Below are 14,364 nucleotides of genomic sequence, written 5' to 3'. Positions count from 1 at the left end.
AATATATTAATAATGCAATGATAAATCCTTTTAAAGAATTTACAAAAAAAAAGATTGGTGGATTAATACTAATTTTTGTTATTATAATTGCTTTTGGTTTTGGTGGATTTGGTGGTGGCTTTAGTACTGGAAATCAAAATAATATAGCCAAAATTAATAACACTAATATTTCCACTCAAGATTTTATGGATTACTTGAATCAATCAGGATTAAGTCAACAAGTTATAAAAGAGAATATTGATAAAAATGTAATTGAAGAACTTTTATCATCCTTAATATCAATGACTTTATTAGACCTTGAAATAAAAGATTTAGACTTAATTTTATCAAGAGAAATGATTGCAGAAAAACTTAAAAAAAATAAAAACTTTCAAGATGAAAATGGTGAATTTCAAAGAACTCTTTATGAAAAATTCTTACTAACAAATAGTATGAGTGCAGCGATGTATGAAATCAAATTAAAGAATAATGCTCTGCAAAAAGAATTATTTACTTATATAAGTGGTGGCGCTAAATCACCTAAGTTTTTAATAGATAAGCATTTTGTAGAAAATAATAGAAAGTTAGATATTGAGTATATTGAGTTGAATAATTTTTATAAGAAAACTAATGAATTTACCAATAAAGAAATTGAAGTTTTTATTAAAGAAAATTCAGATAAACTAAAACAAGACTTTATTGATTTTTCCTATGCAATAATCACACCAAAAAATTTAATAGGTTTAGATGAATTCAACCAAACTTTCTTCGATGCAATTGATGAAATAGATAACAAAATATCAAAAAATATTGATTTTAAAACAATTATCAATGAACTTAATATCAAGCCAATTATTAAAAAAGATTATATCAACCTAGAAAATAATAAAACAATTGAGAATAAGATTTATAATTCTAGAAAAGATAAGATTGAAATATTTGAAGACAATGGAACCTTTATTTTTTATCAGATTGATAATATTAAATTAAAGTTACCAAGTTTAGAGGATAATAAATTTACAAAACAAATGAAAAATCTTTTATATCAAAAAGAAAAATTTGAATATAATAAAAACATACTTGATCAATTAGACAAAAAAAAATTTAATGAACAATCTTTCAATAAGCTTGCAAATGGTAAGATTGAGAAAATTCAAATAAACTCAGTTAAAGACGTAAATAAATTTGAAGCTAATTCAATTGAAGTTTTATATTCACTACCAATTAATGAGTTTACTTTGATTGCTGATAAAGAAAACAATATATTCATAGCCAAAGTAATAAGTTATGAGGATACTAATGTTTCACAAAATTCAAATATATTTAAAGCAATTTCAAATGAGGCAAGTGCAGAAAATAGAAATGGAATTTTAAAATCATATGACTATCTTTTAAACAGTAAATATAACGTGATAGTTAATGAAAAAACCCTTGATAGAGTAAAAAATTACTTTAGATGATGCTAAATCGAAACTTTAAAGATTTTAAGTTTCAACACAAAAGAAACAAAAATCAAATTATATACACCTCCAGGAAAACAGTAAATGATCGTGAGGTTCTAAATCTAATTGATAATTTTCTTAGCGAAAAAAATAGCTTTATTTTTGAATCTGTTGAAAAAGGAAAGATCAGAGGTAGATATACTATATTTGGTAAAAACCCCGATAAAATTTGGGAATTCAACGATAAAAACTCTTACTTATTTACAAATAAATCTAAAAAAAAGATTAAGGGAAAACCCGACATAATTATTGAAAAAATAATAGAAGATTTTAAATTCAAAACACCTAAAGGACTACCTCCTATTTGTTCATTAATATCTGGTTATTTTTCTTACGATTCCATTAGATACATCGAAAAAATTCCTAACAAATGTAAAGATGATTTAAACCTTCCAGACGTAAGACTCTTAAGACCAAGAACATTGGTTATTCATGATAATTTAAAAAAAAAGATTTTTTATATTGTAAACATCTTCAATGATGAAAAAATTTCAAATTATAAAGTAAAATATTTAGAAATTGAAGGTGAAATAAATGATTTATTAATCCAAGCTTCATTAGAAAAAAATAATTCTTATAAAAATACTAAAACTCATATTAAAATTAAATCCAACACAACGAAAAACAAATTTTTAAAAATGGTAAATAAAGCCAAAAAATACATTAAAATTGGTGATATTTTTCAGGTAGTTTTAAGTCAAAGGTTTGAAGTTAAATTAACTAAAAAACCATTAGAAATTTATAAAAAATTAAGAGTTACCAACCCTTCTCCATTTATGTACTTCTTCAATTTTGAAGATTTTCAAATAATTGGAGCCAGCCCAGAAATTCTAGTTAGACTACGAGATAACGAAATTACTGTTAGGCCAATAGCTGGGACAAGACCTAGGGGTAAAAACTTTAAAGAAGACAGTTTATTTGCAAAGGATTTACTACAAGATAAAAAAGAACTTTCAGAACATTTAATGTTACTTGATTTAGGTAGAAACGATGCAGGAAAAGTATCTAAAATTGGGAGTGTCAAAGTTACAGAAAGTTTTGTAATAGAAAAGTACTCTCATGTAATGCACATAGTTTCTAATGTAGTTGGAGTTTATAATAAAAAATATTCAAAATTTAAATCATTACTTGCTGGTTTTCCAGCTGGGACCGTTTCAGGAGCACCTAAAATTCGAGCTATGGAAATTATTGATGAATTAGAGACAACAAGAAGAAAAGTCTATGCTGGGGGCATAGGATATTTTTCAGCAAATGGTGAGTTTGATACCTGCATTGCTTTAAGAACTGCTGTTGCAAAAGATAGAAAATTTTATGTCCAAGCTGGTGCAGGGATTGTAGCTGATAGTAAGCCAATTAAAGAATATGAAGAAACTATCAATAAAGCAAAAGCTCTAATGAATGCTCTTAAATAATGAAAATTATATTAATAGATAATTACGATAGTTTTACATTTAACTTATACCACTACATATCATCGTTAGGAGTTAATGTTGATGTAATTAGAAATGATAAAATTACTGACAAGCAAATAATAATAAATAAATATAACAGAATTGTTATATCACCAGGTCCTGGTAATCCAAATCAATCTGGAAATTGTATTAAGATAGTCAAATCTTTATACAAAAAAATTCCAATATTAGGAGTATGTTTAGGTCATCAAATTATCGGACAAGTATTTGGTTCAAAAATAATTCAGGCTAATAAAATAATGCATGGAAAAACAAGTGTGATAAAATCTAAAAAGATTGGTATATTAAAAAATCTTCCCTCTAAATTTGAAGCCACAAGATATCACAGTCTAATTATTGATAAAAAAACACTTTCCAATAAACTTGAAATTACTGCTGAAACAAAAGATGGAATTATTATGGGTGTAAAACATAAAGAATATAATATTCATGGTGTTCAATTTCATCCTGAAAGTATAAGAACTACTATTGGGATTAAAATATTAAGAAATTTTATAAATTATAAAGATTAATGAAAAAATATCTAGAGAAGCTAAGAAATAAAGAGAATTTATCTTTCGATGAAAGTAAAGCAGCATTTGAAATATTAATGGATGGCAAAGCTTCAGAAAGTGAAATATTTGATTTTTTAACTCTACTATCGGCAAAAGGTGAAGTCTCTGATGAAATCGCTGGAGGTGTTTATATATTAAGAAATAAGTCTAAAAGAGTTAACGTTAAGGATTGTGTCGATACATGTGGCACAGGTGGTGATGGCATGAATACACTAAATATTTCTACTGCATCAGCGTTATTGCTATCTAGCATGGGTATCAAAGTGGCAAAACACGGTAATAAAGCAGTTTCATCTAAATGTGGATCAGGCGATGTTTTGGAAGCTTTAAATATAAAGATTGATTTAGAGCCAAAAGATATTGAAGAACAAATAAATAAAAATAATTTTGGTTTTATGTTTGCACCGAACTACCATAGTGCAATGAGGTTTGTTGGACCAACTAGAAAAAAGATAGGTAAAAGAACAATATTCAACATGATCGGACCTCTAAGTAGCCCTGCCCTAGTTAATAGACAAGTTGTTGGTGTTTTTGATAAGAATTTATTAAAAATTTTTGCTGATGCACTAAGGAATTTGAATATTAAATATGCTTGGATTGTTAATAGTGAAGATGGTTTAGATGAAATATCACCTTATGCAAAAACAAACGTTGTTCAATTAAAAAATGGTAAAATTTCAGAAATAATTATAGATCCTAAAGAATTAAATATTGGTGCAAATAAATTTGATGATTTGTTAGGTGATGATGCTAAATTTAATGCAATTAAAATGATAGATATATTTAAGGGCGAAGATAATGACTTTTCAAAGGCTGTCTGCTTAAATGCTGCAGCAGGACTTATTGTTACTGAAAAAAATTCAGAATTTAAAGATGCTTATGATTCAGCAAGGTCACACATATTATCTGGTAAAACATTTGAAAATTTAAAAAATATACAAAATGTCTAAAAATGTATTAGAAAAAATAATTAAAAAAAAAATTGAACGTATTGATTTATTAAAAAAATCAATTCCATTAGATTCATTAAGTATAAAAATAAATGAAAATAAATCATTTATTAATTTTAAAGATAAAATACAAAATAATATTAATTATAATAAAATTTCATTAATTGCTGAAATTAAAAAAGCTAGTCCTTCTGCTGGTATAATAATAGAAAATTATGACCCTTTAAATATAGCTAAAATTTACAATAATAATAAAGCAACCTGCTTATCTATACTTACAGAAGAAGATTTTTTTTTAGGCAATCTAACTCACGTCAGTAAAGTAAAAGAAAAAATAAAACTTCCTGTTCTTTGTAAGGATTTTTTTATAGACAAATTTCAAGTTCATCTTGCAAAAAGCTATGGTGCTGATGCTATATTAATAATAATAGCAGGGGTCTCTGATAAACTTGCGAATGAATTATATGAAGAAGCGCTAAAACTTAACATGTCTATAATTGTTGAAGTGCATACTGTTGATGAAGCAAAAAAAGCTCTTAACTTTAAAGAGGCTTTAATAGGAATTAATAATAGAAATCTTAAAACGCTTAAAACAAATATAAATACAACTTATGATATCCATGATGTTTTAATTAGTCATGGCGGACCTTTAATTTCAGAAAGTGGAATTAAAACAAAAGACGAACTTCTATCCTTAAAAGACAAAACTAAAATTAAAACTTTTTTAATTGGTGAATCACTCTTGAAAAACTTGGATAATAATTCAATTTTTTCAGTTCTTTAGTAAAATAAACCACTATTTTCAACACTTTTTAGCTATTGTTAAAATAGAAGAACACTTGTAGAACAGATTTTGTACTTTATTTGTTCTTATGCTAACTAAAAAACAAAAAAACCTGCTTTTATTTATCAACAAGAAGTTGAGAGCCTCAGGCGTTTCACCTTCTTATGAGGAAATGAAAGACTCATTAAATTTAAAATCTAAATCAGGAATTCACAGATTAATAAGTGCTTTAGAGGAAAGAGGTTTTATTAGAAGACTTCCTCATAAAGCAAGAGCTTTGGAGGTTATAAAACTGCCAGAAACAGCTTCAGCAAATGATATTTATAACAGTTTTTCACCAAGTGTTATTAAAGGTGGATTAGACACAGAAAATACTAAAAATGACGAAATGGAAATCCCTGTGTTAGGTAAAATTGCAGCAGGAACACCAATTGAAGCAATTCAAAATGAAGTTGCTAGAATACCTCTTCCTAGCAATCTTGAAAAAAATGGTCAATACTTTGGACTAAAGGTTCAAGGAGATTCGATGATTGAAGCTGGAATTAACGAAGGTGATACAGTTATAATAAAAAGATCAGATACTGCAGATAATGGCAAGATTGTAGTTGCTCTAATAGATGAGCATGAAGCAATGCTAAAAAGAATAAGAAGAAAAGGCAAAACAATTGCTCTTGAAAGTGCAAATAGAAACTATGAAACTAAAATATTTGGACCTGACAGAGTTAAAGTTCAGGGTGTTTTAGTATCTTTATATAGAAACTTCTAAAAAAATAGTCTAAACATTCCGAATGTCTAAAGTAGCAACAAGATTTGCTCCCTCTCCTACTGGAGCCCTACATATTGGTGGTGTTAGAACTGCTTTATTTAACTGGCTATATTCAAAGAACCAAAAAGGAAATTTTCACTTAAGAATTGAAGATACAGATAAAGAGAGATCTAAGGATGAACATAAATATCAAATTATAAAATCTTTAAAATGGATTGGTATAGAGCATGATGGTGATGAATATATCCAGTCCACAAAAATAAATGATCATGTAAATGTTGCTGATGAGTTGCTGAAAAATGGTCATGCTTATAAATGCTACTGTTCAAGTGAAGAAATTGAAGAACAAAAAAATAGAGCTAGACAAAAAAAACTTCCTTATATTTATAATAGAAAATGGAGAAATCTTACTGAAACAGATGCTCCAAAAAATATAAAACCAGTAATTAGATTTAAAAGTAGAATTAAAGGAACATCCATATTGAAAGATTTAGTTCAGGGTAATGTTGAAATTGACAATAATACAATTGAGGATTTCATAATTTTAAGAAATGATCGCACTCCCACATACAATCTTTCTGCAACTGTGGATGACCATCAAATGAATATGACCCATATTATTAGGGGGGATGATCATAAGATCAATACTTTTAAACAAATGCAGATATACGTGGCAATGGGATGGGTGGTACCTCAATTTGCACATATACCTCTTATTCATACTATAGAGGGTAAAAAACTATCAAAAAGAGATAACGCTTCAACGCTAGATGACTATTCAAAAATTGGGATTATGCCTAGTGCGTTAAGGAATTATTTATTAAGATTAGGATGGTCCTACAATGATAAAGAAATATTTACTTTGGATGAAAGTATTAAACTTTTTAACTTAGAAGGAATTGGAAAATCACCTTCAAAGCTAGATATGAGCCGTATTCTATCAATGAATGAACATTATATTAAAACTATTGATGAAAATGAACTTTACAATCAACTTGTTATATACTGCGAATTGTACAAGGAAAAAATTAAATCCGATAAAGAAGAAAAAATTAAAACATCATTATTGTTTCTTAAAAATAAAGCCAAAACTTTAGAAGACATATATAATAATGCCAAATATTTAATTTTTGATAAAATAAACTTTAATCAAGATGATTTAAAACTTATTGATGACAAAGCAAAAAAAATAATTTTTGAATTTAATAAAAATGTTGATGTTTTAAAAATTTTAAATAAAGAAACTTTAGAGCCTATAGTAAATAATCTTATAAAAGTACATGAGACAAATTTTAAGGGAGTTGGACAGCCATTAAGAATATCTTTAACAGGTTCAAAGTTTGGTCCAGGCATTTATGATATAATCATCTCATTAGGTAAAGAAGAAGTTCAAAAAAGATTAGGTAACAAGGTGCTTACTTAATACTGAAGAGGCTTCTAATGAGGAGGATGATTTCGATCTTATCTCATTTAAAGTTTTGTTACATTTGTTTACTTGATCTTTCATAATTTCTGGATTTTTTAATAAATAAACAACTGAATTATAAATTTCTTTTGCATTACATTCGCCTTGTAACAATTCTGGAATAATTTCTTTTTTATTAATAATATTTATAATATTCGCAAATTTAACTTTAACTAACGATTTCATAATTAGATAATTAATCATGTTAATTTTATAGATTATAATAGATGGAACATTAGCATTACAAATTTCAAGAGATACCGTTCCTGATTTAGCTACTGCAAACACAGATCTAGATAGTATTTGAGATTTGATATTATCATCTGAAATCACTTGGATATTATTTAATGAATTATTTTTTAGAGAATTAGTAATTAATTCTTTATTTTCTTCAGTAGCATGGAAAATATAAATATAATCATTAAATCGTCTGTTCATTAATTTAATAAAATCAGATAAAATTGGTAACAGAACATTAGTTTCAGAATTTCTACTTCCTGCAAATATTGATATAATCTTTTTATTCTCATTAATTAATGAAGATAAATCAATTTTAGATTTTTTATTTGTCTCCAATAAAGGGTGTCCCACGAAAGTATTTGTAATATTCTCTTTGTCAAAATATTCTTTCTCGAAATTAAACAAAAGTAGCATGTGATCTATAAATTTCTTAAATTTTTTAACTCTACCTTCCCGCCATATCCAAACTTGAGGTGCAACATAATGAATTATTTTAATGTTATTATTAACTTTTTTAACTCTTTCGGCTACCCTAAGTGTAAAATCTGGGCTATCCACTGTAAATAATATATCTGGATTAAATTCGATAATTTCATCCACAGTCTCATTGATTTTATTTTTAATCTTAAATATATTTAGCAATACACTTGTAAAACCCATATATGTAATTTCTTTTAGGTCAAAGATTGAGTCGATACCTAAAGAATATAAATGAGACCCACCAACACACAAATATTCAATTTTTGGATTAGATTCCTTTAGTTTTGATATAACTTTAGAAGCTAACTTATCGCCCGACGGTTCACCTGTTACTATAAATATCTTTTTCATATAACTTTAATAAAGATTTCATTTTTATCAGCAAAATTTATGCATTTAATTTTATCCATAAATATATTTTGATTACACTTAAGAACTACCCCTTTTAAATTCGCTTTTTTACAGTCTTTAAGTGTATCAAGTCCAATAGTTGGTAAGTCAGCTCTTAAATCTTGTTTTTTTTTGGGAAATTTAATTAATATGCCTTTATTATTTTTAACTTTAATTATCGATTGGATCATTTTTTTTGTACCTTTTGAGTTTTCTTTTGCAATAATTGAATTGTTTCTAATTATTAAAGCTTGAGTATGATTGTATGCATTTAATTTGTTTAGTGAATTTATACCTTTTTTGATTTCAATTAATTCTTTTTTACTGGGTTTAATTTTTGTATAATTGCCTTTTGGTAAAGTTAATTCCGGATTATAAAAATTAGATTTTATAACCTTAATATTATGTTCTGATAAAATCTTTATTAACTCTTTTAAAATTGCTGCATCTCCCAACTTTGAAGCCTTGATTATTCTTGGAATATAATAAAGGCCTTTAAAGTCCAATTTAAGTGAGGAAATTTTTGGTTTAATAATTTTCCCAGCAAATAATACCTTATTACATTGATTTTCTTTAATTACTGATAAAATTTTACCAAACTGTCCTATGCTAATGAAGTAACTATTCTTATTTTTTTTAAAATCATTATTTATTGTTAAATCTATAATAAAATATTTTTTCTTTTCCTTTTTGATTTTATTTAAAATTATTTTTGGGAAATCTGTACTACCTAAAAATAATCCAATCATTCTATCTTGGAAGAGGGGTGCAAATTGGCCTTTTTTTATCTTTATTGATAAATTCAACCACTTCTTTAACTAAATTATTTTCCTTAAACTGACCATTTAATTTATTCAAATTTTGATTTAAGTTTTCTGTTTTAAATATTTGCTTATAAGCATCTGCAAGACCAATAATTTCTTTATTTGATATCTTGCTTCTTCTTAATCCAACAACATTAATTCCATTTAAGTAATTTCGATTACCCGTTGATAAACCGTAAGGAATAACATCTCTAGAAACACCGGTCATTCCACCTATCATAGCCATTTTTCCGATTCTAGTAAATTGTTGAACACCACAATTACCACCAATTATAACATAATCATCAATTTTTGCATGACCAGCTATTGCCGCGCTATTAGCTATAACAATATTGTTACCAATAATGCAGTCATGAGCAATATGAGCACTAATCATTATTAAATTATCATTACCTACTTTTGTTATTCCCCCACCTTGAATTGTGCCTGGATTAATTGTTACATATTCTCTTATTGTATTATTATTTCCAATCAGAAGCTTTGTTTTTTCATCATTATATTTCATGTCTTGAGGATCATTACCTATTGAAGCAAACGGGTAAATTTTATTATTTTTACCAATTATTGTTGAACCAGTGATGCTGACATGTGATTGAATAATTACATTATCTTTAATCTCAACATTAGGGCCGATGACTGTATAGGGCCCAATAGATACAGTTGAGGCAATTTTTGCATTGGGGTCAATAATTGCTGTTTTATGTATCATTTATTATCCTTAATAAATTCTTTTAAATTTTTAGCAGGATAACCCATAACTTTAGAGTTATCTGGAATATCTTTTATTACACCACTACCCCCGCCTATTTGAATATTATTACCAATTTGTAAATGTCCAGAGATACCAGCTTGACCACCAATCATAACATTATTTCCTAAAGTTGAACTTCCAGCAAAACCAACTTGGCCTGCAATAATGCAATTACTACCGATTTTATTATTATGAGCAATATGAACTTGATTATCTAAGTAAGTGTTTCTTCCTATTATAGTATTAGAAAGTGAACCTCTATCTATGGTAGACCCACATCCAATTTCACAGTTGTCTTCAATTATAACTACACCTATATGTGGGTATCTAAAATTTTTATCTTTGTCAGGAAAAAAACCAAAACCTTTTTTACCAATTACACAACCATCCAAAACACTTACATTGTTTTTAATTATTGTATTTCTTATGATTACGTTTGAGCCAATAGAGCAATTATCACCGATAATAACATTACTTTCAATTATTGTGTTATGTCCAATTAGACAATTTTTACCTACTTGAACATTTTTTCCGATTAAAACATTTTTACCATATGTGGTTATTTTTGCTAATAGTGTTTCATTAATAACAGAAATATTTTGATCAAAATCATCAGTAACAGAATTAGGATAAAATATTTTAGTAATTTTTGCTGTAGTTATTAATACATTATCAACAATTATTGAAAAACAAGTGGTAGGTAATATATGTGCTAAGTTTTTAGTAGTAATACAATATGCAGCATTAGTTTTAGATGCTAAATCTTCATATTTTTTTGAGTGAAAAAAAGAGACATCTTTATTAGTTGCAGAAACCAGATCTTTTATGTCATTGACATTAATTTTATTAGGAATAATTTTTTTAGAAACATCTGACAATTCTAATAACTCATCTATATAATAAGGACCACAGTTTTTAAAAAAAGGATTAGGCATTAATATAGTTTTTTATCAAAACTATAATTAATTACTTATCAATAATTGTTACTAATTATTTTCTATCAACAATGGTAGCTGACCATAGGGCATCAGCCATTTTTTTACCTTCAACAAATGCTTCACCTTTGTATTTCCAAACTCTGCCATGAGATCTAACTGCCTCTATATTTAATTCAAGTTTACAATCTGGTATTACTGGGTTTCTAAACCTAGCTTTTTCAATTCCCATCAAAAATACTAATTTATTTTCATAAGTTTCTTTATCTATGCCAGCTGCAGTAAGAGCGGCTGCAGCCTGTCCAAAAGCCTCAACAATTAAGACTCCTGGCATTACTGGATTATCAGGAAAATGACCTTGAACAAAGAAACTATCTTTTGTTACATTAACAATGGCAGTTGCAGAAAAAAGTTTCTTAATGTTAATGAGTTCTTCAATTAATAACATTGGTTCTCTATGTGGCAATAAATTTATTATATCTTTTTTATTTAATTTAGTAATCATTAATCAATATTAATTTTATCAATTTTTTCATCTAACAAAACAAGTATTGTTTTTGTAATATCAAGATTGGACTTACCAATTACAATATTTTTTTTTTCTAATAAAATTGAAATATTATTTTTGGTAACATATTCGGTCAAAATTGGTGTAATTTCTTTCATAAACATATTAATAGATTTTGTTCTTCTTTTATTTAGTGATGTTATTTTGTCATTCTTATATTTATTATATATTACAACTTTTTTTTTAAATTCTTCAACTTCTAATATATAAGCTTTTTTTTCTAAAAGATTTTTTTTTGATAAAAGTTTATCTTCATTTTTCTTTAAGTTATCTTCTTTATTCTTAAATTCAGTAATTTGTTTTTTTTGCAATTTTTTTATTTCAGATTCTATATTTTTTCCAGCTTTAGAATTATTTAACAAAAAATCAAAGTTTATATATGCAATGTTAGCGCTTGCACTAAATGAATTTACAAAAAGAAAAATAGAAATATATAAAATTATTTTTATTTTAAACATTAAAATGTTGTTCCTAAATTAAATCTGAATGTTTCTTTTTTGTCAGAATTTGAACTTGTAATAGGCTGTGATAAAGAAAAGCTTAAAGGTCCTATCGGAGTAAACCAATCAACGCCAACACCTAACGCACTTCTGATGGACCCTGAATCATCTAATGCAGAACTATAATCTACACCCCACACATTTGCCATATCTAAAAAGAAATTAAAATCTGCATTTTGTAATTCTGGGAATAAATTTGGTACTTGTGTAACAAAATTCATTGAGGCTGCATAATTACCACCTACAAAATTATCATTATCTATTGGGCCAATTTTACCAACTTCAAAGCCTCTAAGTCTATTGCCAGGAAGCAAAATTCTTTTAGATACTCTTACATCTTTATTGGAAATTGAATTTATAGCTTTGAAATAAACATCAATATTATTTACAAAATTATCACCAATCGAGAAATATTTTGAAAAATTGTATGAATTTGTTATAGCTGGATTATTGCTAATTAACGGCAATTCTTGAGTGAAGCTACTTATGAATCCGGCCTTAGGATCATACTGATTATCTCTTTTATCGTAAGAAATGCCATATGGCATTGTTATGTCATAAAACTTGCCCTTTTGTTTTTTATATTGTTCTGATGCGTTACTATTAGTTGTCAGATTTTCGTGTCTTACTGAAATAGCAGGTGACACATATAAGTTTCTATATTGTTCAAAAAAAGTAGAAAATTCAAGAGTATTCGTCTTTGTTTCGTATCCATAATTAGTAATTTTATCAACACTAGAAGATGAAAAACTTGATGTTAATGATCTATTTGAGTAAGCAAAGTTTGGTTCTGTATAACTCAAACCAGCAGAAAGACTGTCAGTAGTATAAGATATATCAGTAACAAGTTTTACACCTTTGCCTAAAAAGTTGTTTTCTTTTATTGTAAAACCAAATGCAGCTCCTCTTGTACCGTAACCAGCACCCACCGAAATCTCTCCTGTAGGCTTTTCTTCGAATGTTAGATTTATATCGGTATATCCATCTTTTTCACTATCTACAATCTCACTTTCAACTGTTTTAAATATATTTTTTGCTTTGAGCGTATTTATTGATTTATTGTGCAATAATTCATTAAAGGGATCACCTTCATCAACGATAAGTGAATTTCTTATAACCTCTTCTCTTGTAATTGTATTACCATAAACATTAACTCTATTAACATATTTTTTTTGTGTTTCTTTAATTTCAAAAATAAAGTCTAATTTATTAGTGTCAATAATTTCCTCATTAACAGTAGCAGATATAAATTCAAATTGGGAATTTAAAGCAATATTATCAATTTCATCTAAAATATCTTCAATTTTATTCAGAGAGTAAATTTGATTTTTTAGATCTGCAAATAAATTTAAGATTTCTGAAAAATTATCTCTACTATAATTCTCAGGTAATAAGAGATCGAGTTCATTAAAGTAATATTTCCTGCCTGAATTAATATTAAATGTAAGTTCAAATTTATTTGTGTCTAGCATATTAGCGTAAGAATCACTCACTTTAACATTGTAAAAACCTTTGTTTAAATAAAAATTCTTTAAAAGACGCTGATCTAGCGAAATTCTTTTTTGATCAACATATTTTTTATTAGAAAAAAATTTCCAAAATCTATTTTCTTCTGAAGTTATGACGCTTCTCAGTTTTCTATCTTTAAAAAATTTTTCACCTATAAATCTAATTTCTGAAATTGAAGCTTTATCTCCCAACTTAACATCATAGGTTAAATCTACAGTATTATTTTCATTATAATTTACAATGTATTGAACATCAGAAAAATAATGACCTATCGATCTTAATGAATTTAAAATAATATTTACATCTCTTTTAGCTAAAATTTCTTTATAAGAACTTCTGTTCTTTAATGATAAAATTTCTCGGATTTTAACAATAAGTGTTTTATTTTTTATACCCTCAATATATAGATTCTGAATTATAGGATTTTCATCTACACTTATATTCAAAATTTGATTATCAAAATTAATAGAAACATCTTTAAAAAAATCTGTCTCGTATAAATCAATGATAACTTTATTTAATTGGCTCTCAGAAAGGTTTTGTCCAATTTTAATCTTACTAAAAACAATAATTGTTTCATTTGAAATCCTTTCATTTCCAGAAACTTTAATTGACTTTACTACTTCTCCAAATGCTGAAGAGATAGAAATTAACATAACAATTAAAAACTTTAAAAATGTACTAAACATAGCTGT

Annotated in this window: 14 protein-coding genes; 7 read left to right on the top strand and 7 right to left on the bottom strand. The window is 26.6% G+C overall.

Annotated elements, in window-relative coordinates:
* The first annotated feature begins 17 nt into the window (after nucleotides 1-17).
* From ABXT47_RS02635 to gltX, 7 genes are all read left to right on the top strand, one after another.
* Nucleotides 18-1,439, top strand: coding sequence for a SurA N-terminal domain-containing protein (locus tag ABXT47_RS02635; protein WP_415309196.1), 1,422 nt, complete (start codon nucleotides 18-20; stop codon nucleotides 1,437-1,439).
* Entirely contained in the window at nucleotides 1,439-2,893 is a 1,455-nt protein-coding gene (gene trpE / locus ABXT47_RS02630) for an anthranilate synthase component I (protein ID WP_415309364.1), read from the top strand. The genes ABXT47_RS02635 and trpE overlap by 1 nt, the downstream gene beginning before the upstream one ends.
* Nucleotides 2,893-3,465, top strand: coding sequence for an anthranilate synthase component II (locus ABXT47_RS02625; RefSeq protein WP_415309195.1), 573 nt, complete (start codon nucleotides 2,893-2,895; stop codon nucleotides 3,463-3,465). Before trpE ends, ABXT47_RS02625 begins: the two co-directional genes overlap by 1 nt.
* Entirely contained in the window at nucleotides 3,465-4,457 is a 993-nt protein-coding gene (gene trpD, locus ABXT47_RS02620; RefSeq protein WP_415309194.1) for an anthranilate phosphoribosyltransferase, read from the top strand. Before ABXT47_RS02625 ends, trpD begins: the two co-directional genes overlap by 1 nt.
* The gene (locus ABXT47_RS02615) at nucleotides 4,450-5,241 is read left to right on the top strand and encodes an indole-3-glycerol phosphate synthase TrpC (protein ID WP_415309193.1); all 792 of its coding nucleotides are present in this window, start codon (nucleotides 4,450-4,452) and stop codon (nucleotides 5,239-5,241) included. The genes trpD and ABXT47_RS02615 overlap by 8 nt, the downstream gene beginning before the upstream one ends.
* An 88-nt stretch (nucleotides 5,242-5,329) precedes the next feature.
* Nucleotides 5,330-6,007, top strand: coding sequence for a transcriptional repressor LexA (gene lexA / locus ABXT47_RS02610; protein ID WP_415309192.1), 678 nt, complete (start codon nucleotides 5,330-5,332; stop codon nucleotides 6,005-6,007).
* 22 nt (nucleotides 6,008-6,029) lie between these two features.
* Entirely contained in the window at nucleotides 6,030-7,430 is a 1,401-nt protein-coding gene (gltX, locus tag ABXT47_RS02605) for a glutamate--tRNA ligase (protein ID WP_415309191.1), read from the top strand.
* On the opposite strand, the gene lpxB is transcribed toward gltX, so the two are convergent.
* From lpxB to bamA, 7 genes are read right to left on the bottom strand one after another with little or no spacing between them, the layout of a single operon-like run.
* Complete coding sequence (gene lpxB / locus ABXT47_RS02600) at nucleotides 7,407-8,543, bottom strand: lipid-A-disaccharide synthase (RefSeq protein WP_415309190.1); 1,137 nt, start codon at nucleotides 8,541-8,543, stop codon at nucleotides 7,407-7,409. The genes gltX and lpxB overlap by 24 nt on opposite strands.
* Nucleotides 8,540-9,331, bottom strand: coding sequence for a UDP-2,3-diacylglucosamine diphosphatase LpxI domain-containing protein (gene lpxI / locus ABXT47_RS02595; RefSeq protein ID WP_415309189.1), 792 nt, complete (start codon nucleotides 9,329-9,331; stop codon nucleotides 8,540-8,542). The genes lpxB and lpxI overlap by 4 nt, the downstream gene beginning before the upstream one ends.
* Nucleotide 9,332: 1 nt before the next feature.
* Complete coding sequence (lpxA, locus tag ABXT47_RS02590; protein ID WP_415309188.1) at nucleotides 9,333-10,115, bottom strand: acyl-ACP--UDP-N-acetylglucosamine O-acyltransferase; 783 nt, start codon at nucleotides 10,113-10,115, stop codon at nucleotides 9,333-9,335.
* Complete coding sequence (lpxD, locus tag ABXT47_RS02585) at nucleotides 10,112-11,092, bottom strand: UDP-3-O-(3-hydroxymyristoyl)glucosamine N-acyltransferase (RefSeq protein ID WP_415309187.1); 981 nt, start codon at nucleotides 11,090-11,092, stop codon at nucleotides 10,112-10,114. Before lpxD ends, lpxA begins: the two co-directional genes overlap by 4 nt.
* A gap of 55 nt (nucleotides 11,093-11,147) precedes the next feature.
* Nucleotides 11,148-11,597, bottom strand: coding sequence for a 3-hydroxyacyl-ACP dehydratase FabZ (gene fabZ, locus ABXT47_RS02580; protein ID WP_415309186.1), 450 nt, complete (start codon nucleotides 11,595-11,597; stop codon nucleotides 11,148-11,150).
* Nucleotides 11,597-12,118: an OmpH family outer membrane protein gene (locus ABXT47_RS02575; RefSeq protein WP_415309185.1), complete on the bottom strand. Its 522-nt coding sequence runs from the start codon at nucleotides 12,116-12,118 to the stop codon at nucleotides 11,597-11,599. The genes fabZ and ABXT47_RS02575 overlap by 1 nt, the downstream gene beginning before the upstream one ends.
* Complete coding sequence (bamA, locus tag ABXT47_RS02570; RefSeq protein WP_415309184.1) at nucleotides 12,118-14,358, bottom strand: outer membrane protein assembly factor BamA; 2,241 nt, start codon at nucleotides 14,356-14,358, stop codon at nucleotides 12,118-12,120. The genes ABXT47_RS02575 and bamA overlap by 1 nt, the downstream gene beginning before the upstream one ends.
* Nucleotides 14,359-14,364 lie beyond the last annotated feature (6 nt).

The organism is Candidatus Pelagibacter sp. Uisw_099_02, assembly GCF_047727625.1.
GTDB lineage: Bacteria > Pseudomonadota > Alphaproteobacteria > Pelagibacterales > Pelagibacteraceae > Pelagibacter.
Note: the sequence above shows the minus strand (reverse complement) of the source record. Positions and strands in the feature narration are given on the sequence as shown.